This is a genomic window from Dyadobacter sp. OTU695 (assembly GCF_038440355.1).
In the GTDB taxonomy this organism is placed as follows: Bacteria; Bacteroidota; Bacteroidia; order Cytophagales; family Spirosomataceae; genus Dyadobacter.
In genome coordinates, this window is sequence record NZ_JASATN010000019.1 from 58,702 (window position 1) to 75,318 (window position 16,617).

13 protein-coding genes are annotated in these 16,617 nt (G+C 50.7%); 2 read left to right on the forward strand and 11 right to left on the reverse strand.

The window, feature by feature from the left end; all coding sequences use genetic code 11:
• Positions 1-165: 165 nt before the first annotated feature.
• From AAHB90_RS26290 to AAHB90_RS26305, 4 genes are all read right to left on the reverse strand, one after another.
• Positions 166-1,290, reverse strand: a complete 1,125-nt coding sequence (locus AAHB90_RS26290; RefSeq protein WP_342088209.1) for a FecR family protein — start codon at positions 1,288-1,290, stop codon at positions 166-168.
• A gap of 116 nt (positions 1,291-1,406) precedes the next feature.
• The gene (locus AAHB90_RS26295; RefSeq protein WP_342088210.1) at positions 1,407-2,006 is read right to left on the reverse strand and encodes an RNA polymerase sigma factor; all 600 of its coding nucleotides are present in this window, start codon (positions 2,004-2,006) and stop codon (positions 1,407-1,409) included.
• Positions 2,007-2,109: 103 nt separating this feature from the next.
• Positions 2,110-3,120: a T9SS type A sorting domain-containing protein gene (locus AAHB90_RS26300; RefSeq protein ID WP_342088211.1), complete on the reverse strand. Its 1,011-nt coding sequence runs from the start codon at positions 3,118-3,120 to the stop codon at positions 2,110-2,112.
• Between the two features lie 78 nt (positions 3,121-3,198).
• Positions 3,199-4,743, reverse strand: coding sequence for a sulfatase family protein (locus AAHB90_RS26305; RefSeq protein ID WP_342088212.1), 1,545 nt, complete (start codon positions 4,741-4,743; stop codon positions 3,199-3,201).
• A gap of 175 nt (positions 4,744-4,918) precedes the next feature.
• Here AAHB90_RS26305 and AAHB90_RS26310 point away from each other — a divergent pair, with 175 nt between their 5' ends.
• Both AAHB90_RS26310 and AAHB90_RS26315 read left to right on the forward strand, forming a co-directional pair.
• A complete protein-coding gene (locus tag AAHB90_RS26310; RefSeq protein WP_342088213.1) occupies positions 4,919-5,362 on the forward strand; it encodes a DUF6934 family protein in 444 nt (147 codons plus the stop codon).
• A 16-nt stretch (positions 5,363-5,378) separates the two neighbouring features.
• Positions 5,379-5,537 (forward strand): hypothetical protein, encoded by a 159-nt coding sequence (locus AAHB90_RS26315; protein ID WP_342088214.1) that lies wholly within the window; start codon positions 5,379-5,381, stop codon positions 5,535-5,537.
• A 42-nt stretch (positions 5,538-5,579) separates the two neighbouring features.
• Here the strand turns inward: AAHB90_RS26315 and AAHB90_RS26320 are convergent, their stop codons facing one another.
• The 7 genes from AAHB90_RS26320 to AAHB90_RS26350 all read right to left on the reverse strand — a co-directional run bounded on the left by AAHB90_RS26320 (position 5,580) and on the right by AAHB90_RS26350 (position 16,568).
• A complete protein-coding gene (locus AAHB90_RS26320) occupies positions 5,580-6,764 on the reverse strand; it encodes a cellulase family glycosylhydrolase (RefSeq protein ID WP_342088215.1) in 1,185 nt (394 codons plus the stop codon).
• Positions 6,765-6,786: 22 nt separating this feature from the next.
• Complete coding sequence (locus AAHB90_RS26325) at positions 6,787-7,815, reverse strand: family 43 glycosylhydrolase (RefSeq protein ID WP_342088216.1); 1,029 nt, start codon at positions 7,813-7,815, stop codon at positions 6,787-6,789.
• Positions 7,816-7,835: 20 nt separating this feature from the next.
• Positions 7,836-9,911: a hypothetical protein gene (locus AAHB90_RS26330; protein WP_342088217.1), complete on the reverse strand. Its 2,076-nt coding sequence runs from the start codon at positions 9,909-9,911 to the stop codon at positions 7,836-7,838.
• Positions 9,904-10,776: a sugar phosphate isomerase/epimerase family protein gene (locus AAHB90_RS26335; protein WP_342088218.1), complete on the reverse strand. Its 873-nt coding sequence runs from the start codon at positions 10,774-10,776 to the stop codon at positions 9,904-9,906. The genes AAHB90_RS26330 and AAHB90_RS26335 overlap by 8 nt, the downstream gene beginning before the upstream one ends.
• A gap of 58 nt (positions 10,777-10,834) precedes the next feature.
• Positions 10,835-11,953 (reverse strand): Gfo/Idh/MocA family protein, encoded by a 1,119-nt coding sequence (locus tag AAHB90_RS26340; protein ID WP_342088219.1) that lies wholly within the window; start codon positions 11,951-11,953, stop codon positions 10,835-10,837.
• Between the two features lie 145 nt (positions 11,954-12,098).
• Positions 12,099-12,824, reverse strand: a complete 726-nt coding sequence (locus AAHB90_RS26345) for a ThuA domain-containing protein (protein ID WP_342088220.1) — start codon at positions 12,822-12,824, stop codon at positions 12,099-12,101.
• Positions 12,825-12,989: 165 nt separating this feature from the next.
• Positions 12,990-16,568, reverse strand: a complete 3,579-nt coding sequence (locus AAHB90_RS26350; protein ID WP_342088221.1) for a PVC-type heme-binding CxxCH protein — start codon at positions 16,566-16,568, stop codon at positions 12,990-12,992.
• Positions 16,569-16,617: the final 49 nt, after the last annotated feature.

The following is a 16,617-nucleotide window of genomic DNA, read 5'->3' on the forward strand; positions in this document are numbered from 1 at the left end:
ATTTGGCAAAACGATCCCTGCCTCCCACTGGGGAGGGTAATGGCGACCAACCTGTCAGGGAATTTTTCGGAGCCGGTGATGCGGGAACATTGCCGGCTCTTTTCTTTGGGTAAACTTTCTGTTTTTTCTGTTCTGGTTTTTAAAGGGTTACGTGATTGTTTGTGGTTAATTCCTGCATCCTTTGCTGTGGATAATCACCTGACCATCGACGATCTCATAGCTGGATTCTACGGCCTTGCATATAATACTGAGCTTGTCATGAAGTGTCTGGTTGTCGAGGCGTGCGGTGAGCGGGCAATCTTTCAGTAATGCCTCATCGTAGAGAATATCGATGCCATAGGCCCTGGCGATGGTGTTAAAAACGTCGCTGGCTGGTGTATCTTCAAATTCAAACTGGGGGATTTCCTCCTTGGCAACCACTATTTCAGGCTTTTCGACCAGCGTTTTCACCATTTTGACCTCGTTACGGGCGTAGATGATCTTCTGGTTCGGGGTAAGCACGACGCCCTGCAACTGCTTGTCGGCCACCTTCTCTTTCAAATGCGGATCCGACTGTGCGAATACCGATACTTTTCCAGTTCTCACTTCCACGGTCACTTCGCGGGAACCGCCATAGGCTTTGATGCGAAAACTGGTACCGAGGACCTTCGTCACCAATCCATTGGCATACACCAGAAACGGATGACCGGGATCTTTCGCAATGTCGAAAAACGCTTCTCCTTCAAGAAATACCTCCCGTCGCTCCCCATCGAACCGTTCGGGATAGCGAATGCGGCCTTTTGGTGCAAGGCTGATCTTACTGCCGTCGCTCAATGCCAGTTCCATGGTTTGGGAGGTCGAATTGACCTTTTCGGTAAGCGATTCGCTGCGCTCGATCATGCTGTCCTGCTGGCCGAGCTGCGGCTTTTCTTCCCTTTTAATCATCACCGAATAAACGGCCCAGCCCAGGAGCATGATGAATGCCACTGAGGCAGCAAACTGCATCCAGGGGATGGAAAATACCGGTACCAACCGACGGGAAGTCCGGGCGGGCTCCTCACTGGTTTCGGTAATCCGGCCGACGGTCTGTTTCACCACCTGATTAATCTCCGCATCGTCGATCTCCGCCTCGTGCAGGCGCAGGGAAAGCACAATAGCTTTGGCTTGCTCTATTTTTTCGAGCATTTCGGGATTAGCGTCAATCCAGTCGTCCCAAAGCGCGTCGGTTTCAGGAGTGGGCGACAATGTCCATTGGCGAAAGAAATCGTCCCAGACAAAGTCTTCAACAGAAAAATCGTTGTAGCGGTCCATACCAGTTCATTGTGTCTAAATGAGTATAGACAAGGCCGGACGCCGGATACCAACAATTTTTAAATTATTTCTTCAAAAAAGAATAAAAATCTCCGGAAAGACTGATGATCTGGGATTTAGAATAGAAAATGCAGCAGAAAAAATATGAGGAATTCCACTTTCCAATGCATTTTCAAATGCCGGATAGCGATTTGAAGCAAGTTAGAAACCGTCTGCGGCGTAATGGCCATTACCTCGGCGATCTGTTCCCGGCTGAGTTCCTGGAAAAATTTGAGGTACACCACTTCCTTCTGCCGTCGCGGCAATGCATTCAGCAGTTTCTGCAATTGGTACGTGCGGGTATTGGTCGCCTCGTTTCGGATGTAGTCGTCCTCCACCGAGAACTCGATTTCGAAATAGTCGTCCTCCTCCTGCAATGCCTCCCCGCCCACCCATGTGCGCGAAGACACCTGCCGGTGCATAAGCCGCCGGAGCGAAGCCATCAGATAAGGCTTTACTGCCGCGTCAGGACTGAGGTTGTCCCTTTTTTCCCACAGTATCAGAAACAGGTCCTGAATACTGTCCTTTACCAGTTCGCGGTCTTTGGAAAACTTGCTCCCGTAGCGGAAAAGCAGGCGGAAATTATCGGACATCAGCTTTTCGAACGCCCGCACCTCCCCTGCCAGGAAATCCTGCCAGAGCACGCGATCTTCCGGAAAAGAGGACTTTGAATTCATAACTTGTTGAAAGGGAAGACTAAATAAGTCAAACTTAACGGCAAACTCAATTTATTTTACAAGATAAGTTTAATTGAATCAGGTTATCGTCCTATCTGAAAAACTATTCGATCATCACTTTAAGTACCTGCTTTTGACCATTCTGATTTTGTAATTGCAAAAAATAAACCCCGGAAGCGGGCGGGCTCAACGGTTTCAGGCTTAATTTGTCCAGGCCCTCGATAACCGTTTTCGAAGGCAGTACCTTACCATTTACATCGATCAGACGGACCGAGGCCGCATTTACCTCTTTTGCGGAGAGCGTAATATGGTCTCTTTTGGCCGGATTCGGTGCTACGAATGCATTATTCTCGACTGGTTTCGTTTTCTCGTCGCCGATGGATATTTCATCGATCCGGACCTTACCTACCCCATTCCGGAAGCGCATTTCGAAGTTGGAAAGCTTGGTTTTGGAATAGGCGGACGCACCGGGATAGGCTTTTGTAGCCCTCGCTACGGGCTGGTTATCGGCCCACAGATCGTATGTGCCCGGCTGCACCGTTTCTTCGGTGGATGCCGTAACGTGGTAAGAAAAAGGCTTTTCCGAGTTATTCAGCGCCCATGTGAGGGTCACCTGCTTCTTTTCGGAGTAAGTTTCACTTACCTGCCTGGTTTCCAGGTCTTTAATATTAAAACCACTTTCAAGAAAGTTAACCGAGCATTTGGCAAACATCAATCCGTTACCCGGGAATGAGTTGTTGACAGGGTTGAAATCCTCGCCAACATAGAAATAGATGGCATTCAATGCAGCTGCCTGAATCCCTTCCACGCTAAATGTAATACGGACAACGAGCGTTTCGGGGCCGGGACTGAACGGCGTGGCGCGCATAGCACGTATAATACCTCCCGTTGCTGAATCCAGCCGGCTACGGGTGAGCTCCATATAGCCCTTGTGAAATTTGTGGTAGGACAGTGCCGGAGCCGTGAGAATAACGTGGCTGAACTGGCCGGTATCGGGCTGCGGGTTGATCAGCCCGGTGGTTTGGCTGAAATCCTGGTGAAAATAAACGTTTTGGGCGCTGCCGGCCAATGACGCCAGCAGCGCGAATACGGAGGTAAAGTATCTTTTTAGCATAAACCGGTTAGGAGTTTATGCATTTAGACGCAGAGAGTTTGAAATGGTAACGCGGTGTAGTAGTAAATTTTGAAAAAATCAACGACTTCGTCCAGCCTCTCGAACCTTTTCAAGTTCCGCGGCCATCGCCTTTACCCTCGCCGGATACTTGTCCGCCATATTGTTTTTCTCCCCGATATCTTTACTCAAATCATACAACTGAGGTTTGGGATTAGCGCCAGTCTCGATATTGGTAAGCTCTGCCACCGCCTTTCCTTCACGCGGCTCGATGTACTTCCAGTTCCCCTGCGTGATCGACAATGCCCCACCCTGCTTGATCAGCCAGCTACGGCCGATCTGGCTTTTGCCCAACATCGCATCCATTACATTAAAACTGTCCACAGCCTCCTCACTTTCCGGTTTCTGCTGGAAGAAATGCGCGAACGAAGCCATCATGTCGATCTGGCAAATCAACGCATCTGAAACGGTACCTGGCTTAATCACCTGTGGCCAGCGCGCCAGCCAGGGGACACGGGTGCCCCCCTCGAATGCGCTGTATTTGCCACCACGCAGCAGGCCTGCGGCGCTGTGGCCTTTCGCCAGTTCGACGGCGCGGTCGGCGTAGCCGTCGTCCAGTACCGGGCCGTTGTCGCTTGAAAAGATGACCAGCGTGTTGTCGGCGATTTTGAGCTCGTCGAGTTTCTTCAAAATCTCCCCTACCATCCAGTCCATTTGCAGGATCACATCACCCCGCAATCCCATTTTGCTTTTGCCTTTAAACTGCGTGCTGGGCATCCGGGGAACGTGGATATCGTTGAGCGAGAAATAGAGAAAAAACGGGCTTTTGCGGTTGTCTTCTATAAATTGTTCTGCTTTGCTGAGAAACACATGCGCGATTTCTTCGTCGGTCCACCGGGCCTGTTTACCGCCTGTCATCCAGCCGATCCGACCAATGCCGTTTACAATGGTATTGTTATGCCCATGATTGGGCGAAGCGGGTAGTTTTAGCAAATCGGGATTTTCAAGTCCCGTGGGTTCATTGCCGATTTTCTTCGAATAATCGACTTCGATAGGGTCGGCCGGGTCGAGGTCCTGCACATCGTGATTTTCGACAAAAACCGTCGGAACACGATCTGAGGTTGCGGGAAAGAAGAAGGCATAATCAAACCCGACTTCATTTGGGCCTTTGGTAATGGGTTTATTCCAATTGATCGTCTTATTGGTTTCACCCAGTCCCAGGTGCCACTTGCCAACTGATGCGGTTTTATAACCTGCATTCTGAAAGATTGCCGGCAATGTAAGTTGGTTAGTCGGAATGATCAGCGACGCATCGCCGGGAAGCACGCCCGTACCCTTTTGCCGCCAGGGATACTTGCCTGTCATGAGCGCGAAGCGTGAGGGCGTACACGTAGCCGAGCTCGCGTGCGCGTTCGTGAAGCGAATGCCTTCTTTGGCGAGGCGGTCGAGATTAGGTGTGCTGATTTTTGTGGCGCCATAAGCACTAAGGTCGCCATAGCCGACATCGTCGGCGTAGATAAAAATGACGTTGGGTTTGGATTGCTTTTTCTGCGCATTTACCGCAAACGGCACAAGCATGGCTGCCGCCAGTAGCCACGGCGACATCAATGAGTACTTCAATTTCATAAGGTTGGGGTTAAGAATTCTGGCCGTGAAGATATTCATTCGGAATGATTTCGCCGGTTGAAAATCGAAAACTTTGCCCGGAAGCAGGATCTTGAAAAAAAGGCAACCGCCTGCTAATCGGATTTGGAGAGGGTGGGTTGGAATGCGTAATGTTGTGAGAATACAGCACTATGTTATGGATCAGCCCTTTTACGATGTTAAAGTTCTTGAAGATGGTTGCCGCTTTGACTTTCTAAGTATTGGCTATACTGCAACCCATAAAGCGATACTTTACAAAGAGACCGAGATTCCTTTTTTATTTTCCCTGACATTAGCAGAAGTCCAATGGGACGGGAAGCTCTCAACGACTATCAACAATAGCAATGCAGACGTAAAACCCACCATGGCGACAATTACCAAAACATTTGAAACTTTTACCGCTGCCAATCCGAGGGCTGTCATTGTGTTTATGGGAAATACCGATGCAAAAACCCGACTATACAGAATTGCCATTTCTCGAGATCTCGATAAACTGTTGGAAAAATATGTGATATGGGGAATCAGAAATGATAACGGAAACGCGAACTGTTTGAACCCAATCAGCCCTATCAATATTTCTTCGTTACCAGCCGATTTCTAATTTAAATATGATCAGGATGAAAACACAAGCAAAGAAAATGCAAGATTTCAAACCGCAGCCTCTCAAAGGCGTTTATGCCAATTCCGACGAACTGGGCAGAGACATGAACAGGTTTTTCCTAGAGAGTCTTTTGGAATCAGCTTACAATCGATTGCAACAAAAACAGGAACAATAACAAACAGCCCGGAATCGCTTCCGGGCTGTTTGTTATTTAAAACTAGCTCTTTTTCTCGCTGGTTAATTTCTTAATCAAATCGACCTCAGCCTGCTTGTAAGGCGTTCCGTCTTTTCTGAAAATATCGTGGAACCACAGGTCGGGCTCTTTGGTGTAGGTCTTTTTCCAGCTGTCCCAAGGATAAATAGTCTGTGATTTGCCATCCACAAGGCCCCAGTTGATGGCACCCACATTGTATTTCTTGGCAACAGGCAGTGAACCCTCAAAGAAGCTGCCATTTCCGCGCGACATGTATTCGGTACAGATCAGCGGACGGTCGTATTGCTGCAACCACTTGATGCGTTTTTCAAACTCCTGCGCATTTTCGTAGTTATGGAACGTAATGACGTCCGACTGCTCGATTTGCGCTTTTTCGATTGGTTTCAACGTCTGCGGCGTCGACCAGTCGCCTGCCCATACGCCGGATGACAGCGGCTGCGAAGGGTTCACCGAACGTGCCCATTCGAACGATTTTACCATCAGTGGCAAAACGTAAGCCACTTTGTTGGGCAATTCCACTTTACCGTACGAGCTGTTGTTGGTGTTATCCGGCTCATTCCAGATATCCCACATCAGTACCCTGTCGTCGTTAGCGAATGCCGCAACGGTACCTTTCACATACCTTTCCAGGCGCGGATACTGCGTGCTATCCTTCAATGCGTTGAAACCCGGGTTTTGTACCCAGCCTGAGTTATGAACACCTGGCTTAGGGTCGCGTTGCTTACCCAGTTTCGGAAATGGATCCCAGCAGGAATCGAACAGCACCAGCACGGGTTTGATATTGTGCTTTTTGGTAATGTCCAGGAAAGTGTCGAGGCGTTTGATGAACCCTGCGGAATCCTGCTGGTAGAGCAGATCGTGCAGGTATACGCGCATAGTGTTCATACCAATGTTTTGCGCCCAGCCGAGCTCTTTATCGATGGTAGCGGTGTCGAAAGACTCCGCCTGGAACATTTCGAGCTGGTTAATAGCCGTGCTAGGCAGGAAATCGGCGCCTACCAGCCAGCCTTGCTTGGCATACCAGTCCTTGGCTTGCTCTTTGGGCCATATTTCACGGCCGGCGCCCGGGTTCCCGGCAGCTTGCTCCTGTGCGGGCGTTTCCTCTTTCTTTTCATCTGCTTTCTTGGCGCAGTTCTGCAACATCAGGCAGGCTGCAACAGCCCAGATCGTCGTTTTTAACAATTTCATCAGGTGTTTAGAATTGGTTTTGTTATTTAAAAAGCGGTGCAGGCCGGTTTTCTATGCTTGGCTCCGCATTGGAAATTTCGGGCCATCCGTTTTTCCAGATCAATTTATCCAGCATTAAAACGCGACGATTGGCTCCGGTAGAAACCCTGGGTTCGGCCTTGCGGATCGCATGGTACAAAAGCCAGTCGGCGCCCGCATCGTCGGTTATCCAGCGTGCATTATGCCCCGGCCCGGCATATACATCATTGCCATGGAGCAATATGGTGCCTGTGCCGCGTTCTTTCAAATCCTTGCCATCCTGGTCGAGAAACGGCCCGAAAATGGATTTGGAACGCCCTACCCGGATGTGGTATTTACTTTTTTCAAATTCGCAGCAGCTTTCTTTCGAACCTAAAAAGTAGTAGTAATCGCCTTTTTTCTGGATCATCACCGCCTCGAAATCGCCCGCTGCTATTTTGAATTTCTTCGAAAGATCCGGCACCGATTTGCCGTCGGCCGACAGTTCCACGCCGTAAGTGCCTTGCGTAGGTTTGTCGCTGAAACTACCCCAGAATACATACTTTTTGCCATCAACTTCGAGGTAAAACGGATCGATCGAGTTGGGTACTTCCACGTCCACGCTATTAAACAGCTTTCCCTGGTCCACAAACGGACCGGCCGGCGCATCTGCGATCGCGAGCCCAACACCCGGGTTCACATCGCCCCAGGTCGAATAGGCATAATACATGTGATACTTCCCATTCACTTTCACGACGTCAGGAGCCCAAATGCCGCCTTTTTCTTTCCAGGCAGGTTTGGTAGTAAATGCCTCTTTGACATAATCCCAATGCACGAGGTCTTTAGAACGCACAATCGGTACCAGCCGTGAACCGCTGCCATCTCCCCAGTCGTCCTGCGTTCCGTAAGCGTAAAAGTATCCGTCGTCGGCCTTCACGACCGTCGGATCGGCCAGAATGGGTTCGAAAACCGGGTTTTTGTATTCCTTATCGCCCGGGCCTCCCGGACCAGTCAGCATCAGTGGTATTAGCAGTGATAAGAGTGGTTTAATCATTTTGTTTCGGTTTAATATCGTTATTCAAGCCAGACAATCTGGGTGAATGCGCCATTCGCGGCCACATCCCAGACCTCCACACGCAGCCATTTCCGGCCTTTCATGTTTTGGGTAAATTTAAAACTCTTCTGGCCGAATGCCTGTGTGTCGCTCAAATTAATCATGTCGTGAAAAACTTCCTTTCCATCGCCGGAGATCACCTCGGCGCGATTGAGGGGAAAAGTCCATTGGGCGTCCAGGCTGATTTCTACATTCCCTTTCGGGTCCGCCCTGGTTGTTTCGCCTACCACGGCATTATTCACTTTAAATGAGGGGATCAAAACCTCGCCGGTCGTGACGAAAAACCTCCCTTTCCGAATGGCATCCAACACTGGCTGCCAGCCGTCTTCGAAGCGAGGAAGCTGGTCGAGTTGAAGGTAATTGACATTCAAATGCCCGTACAATTCATAATCCGGCTCAATCCGGAAAAGGTCCGCTTCGGCCAGCACATTCTTTTTATAACCCCAATTGGCCATATCATCCATCAGGTCCAGCACGCGTTTCCCGAGTTTCGGTTGCGACAGATCGGCCGGCATAGCCTTCCATGCAGCGCCCAGAAAATGATCGGATTTAAAGAATGCCTCGTCCTTATGTTTGTCGGGAAAACCGGTGGAGCCCTTCGTACGCGCGTGGGCCGTCCACGCGAGTCCGTTTTCCATTTCCAGTAATTTCAGCATTTCGTCTTTGTTGCCAATGCGGTAAACCTTGCCGTATTCAGGGTGGTCTTCCACAAAAGGCTGATCCTTCTCCCGAGACATGAGCCAATAAACCGGCTTTGGAAAAATATTCATCCAGTGCCCGCCAAAGAAATTATTCGGCTCCTCGCCTGGTAACAACAGAAAATTGCCTCCGGAAAGCCGTGCACATTCCGCAAACATCATTTTCAGTTCCGGCCAGCGCTTCGCCTCCGGCCCACGCGGGCTGCCCGGACCGTGAAACTCTGCCAGGTGCACGATATTCACACCCGTATTTCTGAAAGCCTTTACAAAGCCCGGCATATCGGGCAGCGGCTTGCGCGTCAGAACGTCGTCGACATGCTCCTGATGAAAGTGGCTGGACATGGTATAATAGCCAGGAATGGGCTCATATTTGTCCGAATGCGTAAATGCCTTCACATTTTCCAGCACCTTGCCATCCTTTTCCCGACTCAGCAAGCAGAAGAAATTGTAACGCTGCTGCGTCCCGGGAGGCGCATTGAACCATGGTACCCACCTGCGGTCACCGAGCAGATCGTGGCGGATACCGATGCCGAACCCGGGAAGCAGGCTGCGATAGTTCTCGCCATACCAGATGTGTTCGAGGTTATAGCAATTATCGAGCGGATAAAAATACTGGTGCGGCGCGGGGAATACAGCCAGGTTACCTTCTTTTCCCTGACCTATGATTGTGCGGTATTTGACGGCCATCATCTCGACCGTATCCATTTTGGCTACCGTCACATTACGCATAAAATCCTCGGTATCGGCCCAGAAAAGTTTCTGCCAGGGGCTTTCGCGAGACGTAAGCCCTATGTCGTAAATCACTGCCAGCGAATCGATGTTCGTCGACATCACCGCTGCGATGTTCATCAGCGGACTGCCGTTGTACAATGTGAATTGAATGGATCCGGAGAACGGCCCCGCATTGGCGCCGTTCACGGTAATTTCCGTGCGGGAGCCATTGCTGGCCACTTTTATATCGGTTTTGTCAAGCGTGACGGCGTAGCTCTGGTATTTCTGGTAGGCGGTTTTATCAAAGAAAATATTCCAGCCATTCTGCGAAACGAGGTCACGCTTGCCTACCGTGAGGATAACGGCCGGATCGAGATTGCGGGCGATGGTGTATTGCTTTTCTTTGGTACCAATACCCAGGCTGCCGATCAGCGGATTTGTTTTGTTTAAATCAATGGAAACTTTCCCCGTTTCCGCATTGCCGGCGGGCCATTCCACGTTCAGCATTGCATCGCTGACGACCGCCTGGACACCACTTTTCTTGTCAAAACCTTTTAAATCGACGGGCACCTGCGCTTTCAGGTTTGCCGCTATGATGGACAAGAAGATAATCAGGATGTTACGCATTGATGGTAGAATGTGTTGGGACAAACATTTTCTTGTAGAAGGCGAGCCCTTCTTCCGCCAGCTCATCGGCGCTGTTCGCCAGTGGTCGCCAGATGCAGGCCGCACGCGCAAGTTCTTTGGAGGGTTGTCCGAAGGTTTCGATCACTACGGCGCCGTCATAACCGATGTTGGTAAGCGCTTCCTGAATGCCCTGCCATTCCAGATGGCCGGTTCCCGGTGTGCCGCGGTCGCTTTCGTTGCCTTGTACATGACAAAGCAAATCTTTCCCGATTTTCCTGATCGAAGCCGGAATATCTTTTTCCTCGATATTGGAATGGAACGTGTCGAGCACGATTTTGAGATGCGGACTCCCTACTTCACCTAAAATTGACAATGCCTGATCGACCGTGTTGATCATATCGGTTTCGAAGCGGTTCAAAGGTTCCAGGCCAAGGATTACCCCGTAGTCCCCGGCAATCTGACTCACTTCTTTCAATATATTCACGCACCACTCGCGTTCCTGCTTTTTCTGTTCTTCCGAAACAATGCGGGTTTTGCCAACGGCCGAATAAACAGGCCCGCCAAAAACCGGGCTGCCCATTTGTTCGGCAATGCGGATGCAATCGATGATGTACTGCTTGCCAATCTCGCGAAATGCGGGATCGGTACTTGAAATGTCCCGCTCCGGCCCGAATGCACCACTGATGGTGATTTTCAGGTTGAGGTCGCGGGCTGTCTCTTTGATGAGTTTCCAGTCGATGATACTGGTGTCTTCGACGGCTATTTCGATAATGTCATAGCCCATGTTCTTCACCTTGGTGAGCAGATCGATATTGGCCGTCGAGAATGGGGATACCCAGATGAAGGTGCTGGCTCCAAATAACATAAGGGTTCAGGATTAGCAAAAGCCAGGTTGTAATGCCTGGCTCTTTTAGTAGGATAAATTATGCTTCAAAACTCGGGACATTCACACGGATACCGCCCTTCATGGCCGACTCATGTGCGCAAATGCCCGCGCAGGTGTAGTTGGCGGCCAATGCGGCGTCCACTGCCGAATCACGGCCTTCGACAATCGCTGCCACGAATTCCTGCACCAAATGCGGGTGGGAACCGCCATGGCCGGCGCCCTGAAGGAAAGAAACGTGGTTCGGATCGTCGATCCTCTCGCGTTTGGTGAAATGCTTGATGGGTTCAATCAGGAGTTCGTCGGTATCCGGCACATTGATGCGCGACGCATTTTCACCACCATCAAATATCACATGCTCCTCATCCTGCAACTGCTCCCATTCGAACGACATTTTGGTGCCATACACATCGTAACTCTCGCGGTACTGACGCACGACGTCGAACAGCGAACGGGTTGCTTCTGCTACCACATCGGTGCCTTTCAATGTAAATGTGGCTGTTTCAACGGCAAAAGGCGATCCGTAGCGACTAGCAAGATCATCGCTCAGACGGCCGGAGCCATGGCAAACGACGGTTTCAGCAATGGTATTATTGATTTTCAAAAGCGGGGAAATGGCATGCGTGCCATTCAGCATCGGCGGGTAACCTTTCCAGTACTCGCCCCAGCCTTCCATGCTCATATCCTGAATATGCGATCCGCGCACAAACTGAATGCGTCCCAGCTGACCGGTTTGTGCCAGGTTCAGGCCATAGAGAAATTCACGGGTATAAAGCGCGGTTTCCATCATCATATACACCTTACCTGAGCGGCGCTTGGCCTCTACAATGGCCTTGCAATCTTCGACAGTCATGGCCATCGGAATGGTGCACGCGGTGTGTTTGTTGGCATTCAGGGACGCGAGCGTCATGCGGGCGTGGTCGGGTACGGGAGTTACCACGTGTATTGCGTCCACGTCGTCGCGCTTGGGAACGTCTTCGAAGTGTTCGAAAACCAGGTTAGGGTCGAGATTGAACTTGGCGGTCAGCTCGTCGCGGGTTTGTTTGCTGCGGGTACAGATACCAACGGCTTTGATATTCGGATGACTTTGATAAATGGGAATAAACTCCTTCCCGAAACCCATACCCACGATAATTACTGTGATTTGCTTGTCGCTCATTGTTATTTTGTTTAAAGCCCCCGGGTTGAAACCCGGGGTTAAGAAATGGATTGATTTGCTTCTTTGTTCGAGCCTACGGCTCTTTTTTCTGAGCCAGAGGCTCGAACATTTTCGGCCCGGGGTTTCAACCCCGAGGAAATGGGGCCTACTTTGATGCCCATTCTACTGCGTTTCTCAGAATGGTTTGATATGGCTCAATGGTATGCGATTTTGCATCATGGCCCAATGCAATGCCTACAATTCTTCCCTTCGGATATTTTACAATGAAAATGCTTGGAAAAACCTTGTCCGAATTTTCGGCTCTGGCTGTCGCCAGTACTTCGATGGGCGTGCCGGCAGAATCCGGCTTGAAGTAATACAGCTCGTCGTCCAGCTTGAAATGCTCAGGGACGCCCTTGGTTACAGGGTGCTTTTGGGTAATCGTTACTTCAAACGGCCCGTATTTATCATGACCTTTCGAGCCGCCTCCTACGAGCTTCTGGTTGTATTCTGGCCAATCCGCCCAGTTGTACCAAAGCGCGGGGTGCGCCAGTACCAGGCCTTTTCCCGAGTCTACAAATGCAAAAATGGCTTTGCGCGTCGCTTCGTCTGCAATAGGCTGGTTGTTGCTGAGGTATAGCACGTCGATGTCTTTCAGTTTGGCCAGAATGGTGGTCGGGTCGCTGGTGTATTCCACCGTCGCGAGGCCATCTTTTTGCAGCGTTTGAACATCTTCCTGCTTATACCACCGGTCGAAATCGTGCGAGGCGCCGCCGCCTACCAGCAGCACACGGATCGCCTTTTTCTTTCCGGGGTTTGCCATTGCATTGCCGGAAATCATAGCTAACAGAAGCAGTAATGCGGCAATGACTTTTGTGGTTGATCGGGTCATTTTTGGTTTATGAGTTTAAAGTTTAGAGTTCAGAGTATAGGAGTCTAAGGGGCTATTAGTCAAGGCTTGCTGGTGATGGATTTGAGAGTCTTGCGTTAGGTAGGTTCCCGAGTATAAGCAATGATTAACACCACTCTAAACTCATAAACCCTGAACTCTCTAAACTCATAAACTCTTCACCACGCGCAGGATCCCGTTCATACCGCGCCAGTGACCTGGGAATGTGCATACGTAGGGATAGTCGCCCAGCTCGTTGGGTACTGTGAATTCCAGTGTTACGGTTTCACCGGTGTTCACCAATCTTGTGGAATACAGCACTTCAGGGATTTTCGGAACATATTGCATTTCTGCAGCTTTGGGATTAGTGAGAAGTTCATCCGCGGCCTTGCCTACTTTCTGCAACGTGCCCGGTTTGATGATCAGCAGGTTATGCTGCATTCCGTCTGGGTTTTCAAGGTTAATGACTACTTTCTGGCCTGCCTTTGCGGTAATCAGCTTTTTGTCATACTGCATGATCTCCTTTTCGACTTTCAGTTCGATCAGCATCGCATCGGAAGCGACGGCCTTCGGAGCAGATTTAGCAGATGCGCCTGCATTATTTCCAGCTTCGTTCGGGCGGTTCAGTTCCAGTGATGCTTTTTGAAAATTACCTACAAACCCGAAACGGCCTTCATATTCTCCGATCCTGTCCTCTCCTTCCATATCCTCCCCGCTCCGCACCGAATTGCTCAGCGGCGCATTGAAAAGCATATGCGCTTTGCCGGTAGCCGCTTCTTTGCCATCAATCTCGATACGGATGTTACCGCCTTGCGTGAGGCTCGCTACTACGTCAAACTTGTCCGGCAATGTGCTGGTTGTGGCTGCCTGGCTGAGCATTCCATGCTGTTTCACGGCCATAATCAGCTTGCCATCCTGGATGTAAAGGGCATACCCGCCATCTTTTCCGCCCTGGCCGGCAATGAAGCCTTGCAATGCACGGTCGCGTCCCTTGTTAATGGTGGCGCGGATTGTGATCTCCTTGCCTGTCACATCGGGTGGGAATTGCAGCGTATTTCTTCTTCCCAATGGATAAACCTCTTTGCTGAGCGCCTCCGTTACCTGGGTGGTGAATGTCGACTGCTGCGAACCATTGCCCGCAGCCGCCAGAAAGCCCTTTTCATGTTTGATCGCCGCAGCGAGAAGGGCGCGGGAAAGCCATTGGTCCTTCGCATTCTGCTCATCGAGCGTGGCCTGGTAAACGGCCGCACCTGCTTTTTCCGACGCCGGCAGTTCCGCTATGGCCACGAACACACTTAGCCGGGTATTCAAACTGGCGTCGTTCATGCCTTTTTCAAGCATTTCAAAACTCTGCTCTTGCCTCGGCAATACGCTTGCGGCCGCTTTGCGCACGCCTGCCGCCGGGTGGCTCAATGCCTTGTTCACAACCTGCAATGCTTCTGCATTCGGGCCATCAAACATACCCAGCCCGTGTAACGTCCACAAAGCATGTACTGCAGGGCTGTTCAAGCCAATTTCATCGACCTTGGGATTGTTGATAATCTTGTACAAATCCGGCACGACCGATAGTTTTTTCGACTCCACAAGCAAGCGCTGGGCGGTCATCCGCCAGAACATATTGTCGTTTTCCAATGCGGCAACCAGTCCCGGCAAATCGTCTTTCGAGAGTTTCAATGCATTCGACTTCCTGCCTTTTTTATAAACAATTCTGTAAATGCGGCCGTGATTGAGGTCGCGCATGGGGCTGCTGAATGCATTACCCGGGCCATGCGGCTGTTCTTCAAATGGGAGAATGAATTTCGAAGGCGACTGCGCCGGTACGAACACATTATGCTGGATGATGAAATTATACCAATCGGCAACCCATACAGCACCGTCGGGGCCCACTTCGGCCTGCACGGGTCCAAACCATTCGTCGGAGCTGGCCATGAAGTTCCAGCCATCCTTCTCCTTAAAACCCGCTCCGTCCGGTTCCAGAATGGATTTGTGCACCAAACGGATCGTAGGCTCGCTGACGAATGCTATCCGGTTCCAGTATTCTTTCGGGTAATTTCTGGCCGTGTAAAAATGGTGGCCTGCGGCGGAAGTGAAGCCTCCTACAACGTCGACCTGCCGGAGGTTCGGGGTTACGGCATGCGCATCGTAATGCCCGTCGATCTTCTGAATAGCCTGCACCGACTGCTGTTCTTCACCCAAAGTACGCTGCATCAACCTACCCGGCATCGAAAAGAACGCGCTGTGCGTGTTGTTGGCAGTGGAGAGGAAAACGTTGTTATCCTCCGTAAAACCGAGCCCCCAGGTGTTGTTACTGCTGCTGCCGAGGTATTCAAAGTCTTTTCCGTCCGGTTTAAAATGGTAAAGGCCCTGTGAGAAACTCATTTTCTTGCCATTGATAGTCCCGTCGAATGCCGAGTAACCCAGCACGCCCCAGATTTTATTATCAAATCCATATTGCAGGTTAGACGGGCCGGCGTGGGTATCGTTTTTGCCCCAGCCTGTCATAATCACCTCGCGCACATCGGCCACGTCGTCGCCATTGGTGTCTTTCAAAAACACGAAATCAGGCGCCATGGAAACGATCACACCGTCGTTTGAAAAAACCATGCTGGTAGGAATGTTCAGCTTATCGGCGAAAACGGTGAATTTATCAGCCTTGCCGTCACCATTGGTATCTTCGCAAATCTTAATGCGGTCGTTCGAAGCGCCGTCCGTTTCCTTGAATGTGTTGGGGTAATCGACCGACTCTACGACCCAAAGCCGCCCGCGCTCGTCCCACGACATCGCTATGGGATTGGTAATGTCAGGCTCCGAAGCAAAAAGTTGTATTTCAAAATCCGGCGGGATCTGCGTCAGCTTGTTGGATTCGGTGGGTGAAAGCGATTCCTGCATTTTAGGCACCACGTGCCGTTTGGTATAATGCGAAATTGTGTCGGCATCGTAAATATCAACGTCTGGCAGGTTCAGAGCCGCGATCTGCGCCTGTACCTGGTCGCCGATCGCCCATAGCACACCATTTCTTACCAGGTCGAGAAATCCCTTGTTAGTCCAGGTGCTATCCTCGTGACCATATGCGGTGTAAAAAACCCGTCCTTTGCCCTCGTTGCGCACCCATGTGTAAGGCTCGTGCACCTCGCCCTCCGGGTGGGCTTCCACGCGCTCGCCCAGGACGGTCTTATCGGGATTCAGGTTTTTGTGGACGTAAGTTTCATCCCAGGTCTGAAAGGCGGTAATGCCTTTCATGACCTGGTGATCCGGTTTTAGAATAGTATTCTTAAATGTGCCTGTCTTGTGCGAGGCAAACTGGCCGCCGATGGTTTTGATATACCAGGAAGAATTCCTGAAACAACCGGAGGCCGAATGGATCGGGATAAGGCCCTTGCCTCCCTCGACGAATGCTTTCATCGCGCTTTCCTGCGATGGCGGGAGTGAATCGTGGTTGGCATAGATAATCAGGCCATCGTATTTGCTGAGATTTTCGGGGTTAATATCGTTGAGATCGGTCGTGTACGACATATTGATCCCGCTTTTGAAAAGCTTGATCGACAACCAGGGAGCATATTTACCCGAATCGTGGTGTTTGCTGTTGTGCCCCAGAAACAATACTTCGGCTCTTCGGCCCTTGGAAGCGCCGACCTTGGGATCCGATCGCTCGGAGGTTTGTACCCCGGCGGCAGGCCCTCCTATTTTACTCTTTGCACATGCCAGCGCCATCAGCCCGACAAGCAGGAGTGCAATGTAATTCCTCATTCAAATTGGTTTTTAAAGAAAAGTTTCGGTTTTAGTGCGGGAATCAACC

What these genes read in the sequence shown, in the direction of transcription:
- AAHB90_RS26290 (WP_342088209.1), bottom strand. Translation starts at nt 1,290, where the DNA reads ATGGACCGCTACAACGATTTTTCTGTTGAAGACTTTGTCTGGGACGAT.
- AAHB90_RS26295 (WP_342088210.1), bottom strand. Translation starts at nt 2,006, where the DNA reads ATGAATTCAAAGTCCTCTTTTCCGGAAGATCGCGTGCTCTGGCAGGAT.
- AAHB90_RS26300 (WP_342088211.1), bottom strand. Translation starts at nt 3,120, where the DNA reads ATGCTAAAAAGATACTTTACCTCCGTATTCGCGCTGCTGGCGTCATTG.
- AAHB90_RS26305 (WP_342088212.1), bottom strand. Translation starts at nt 4,743, where the DNA reads ATGAAATTGAAGTACTCATTGATGTCGCCGTGGCTACTGGCGGCAGCC.
- AAHB90_RS26310 (WP_342088213.1), top strand. Translation starts at nt 4,919, where the DNA reads ATGGATCAGCCCTTTTACGATGTTAAAGTTCTTGAAGATGGTTGCCGC.
- AAHB90_RS26315 (WP_342088214.1), top strand. Translation starts at nt 5,379, where the DNA reads ATGAAAACACAAGCAAAGAAAATGCAAGATTTCAAACCGCAGCCTCTC.
- AAHB90_RS26320 (WP_342088215.1), bottom strand. Translation starts at nt 6,764, where the DNA reads ATGAAATTGTTAAAAACGACGATCTGGGCTGTTGCAGCCTGCCTGATG.
- AAHB90_RS26325 (WP_342088216.1), bottom strand. Translation starts at nt 7,815, where the DNA reads ATGATTAAACCACTCTTATCACTGCTAATACCACTGATGCTGACTGGT.
- AAHB90_RS26330 (WP_342088217.1), bottom strand. Translation starts at nt 9,911, where the DNA reads ATGCGTAACATCCTGATTATCTTCTTGTCCATCATAGCGGCAAACCTG.
- AAHB90_RS26335 (WP_342088218.1), bottom strand. Translation starts at nt 10,776, where the DNA reads ATGTTATTTGGAGCCAGCACCTTCATCTGGGTATCCCCATTCTCGACG.
- AAHB90_RS26340 (WP_342088219.1), bottom strand. Translation starts at nt 11,953, where the DNA reads ATGAGCGACAAGCAAATCACAGTAATTATCGTGGGTATGGGTTTCGGG.
- AAHB90_RS26345 (WP_342088220.1), bottom strand. Translation starts at nt 12,824, where the DNA reads ATGACCCGATCAACCACAAAAGTCATTGCCGCATTACTGCTTCTGTTA.
- AAHB90_RS26350 (WP_342088221.1), bottom strand. Translation starts at nt 16,568, where the DNA reads ATGAGGAATTACATTGCACTCCTGCTTGTCGGGCTGATGGCGCTGGCA.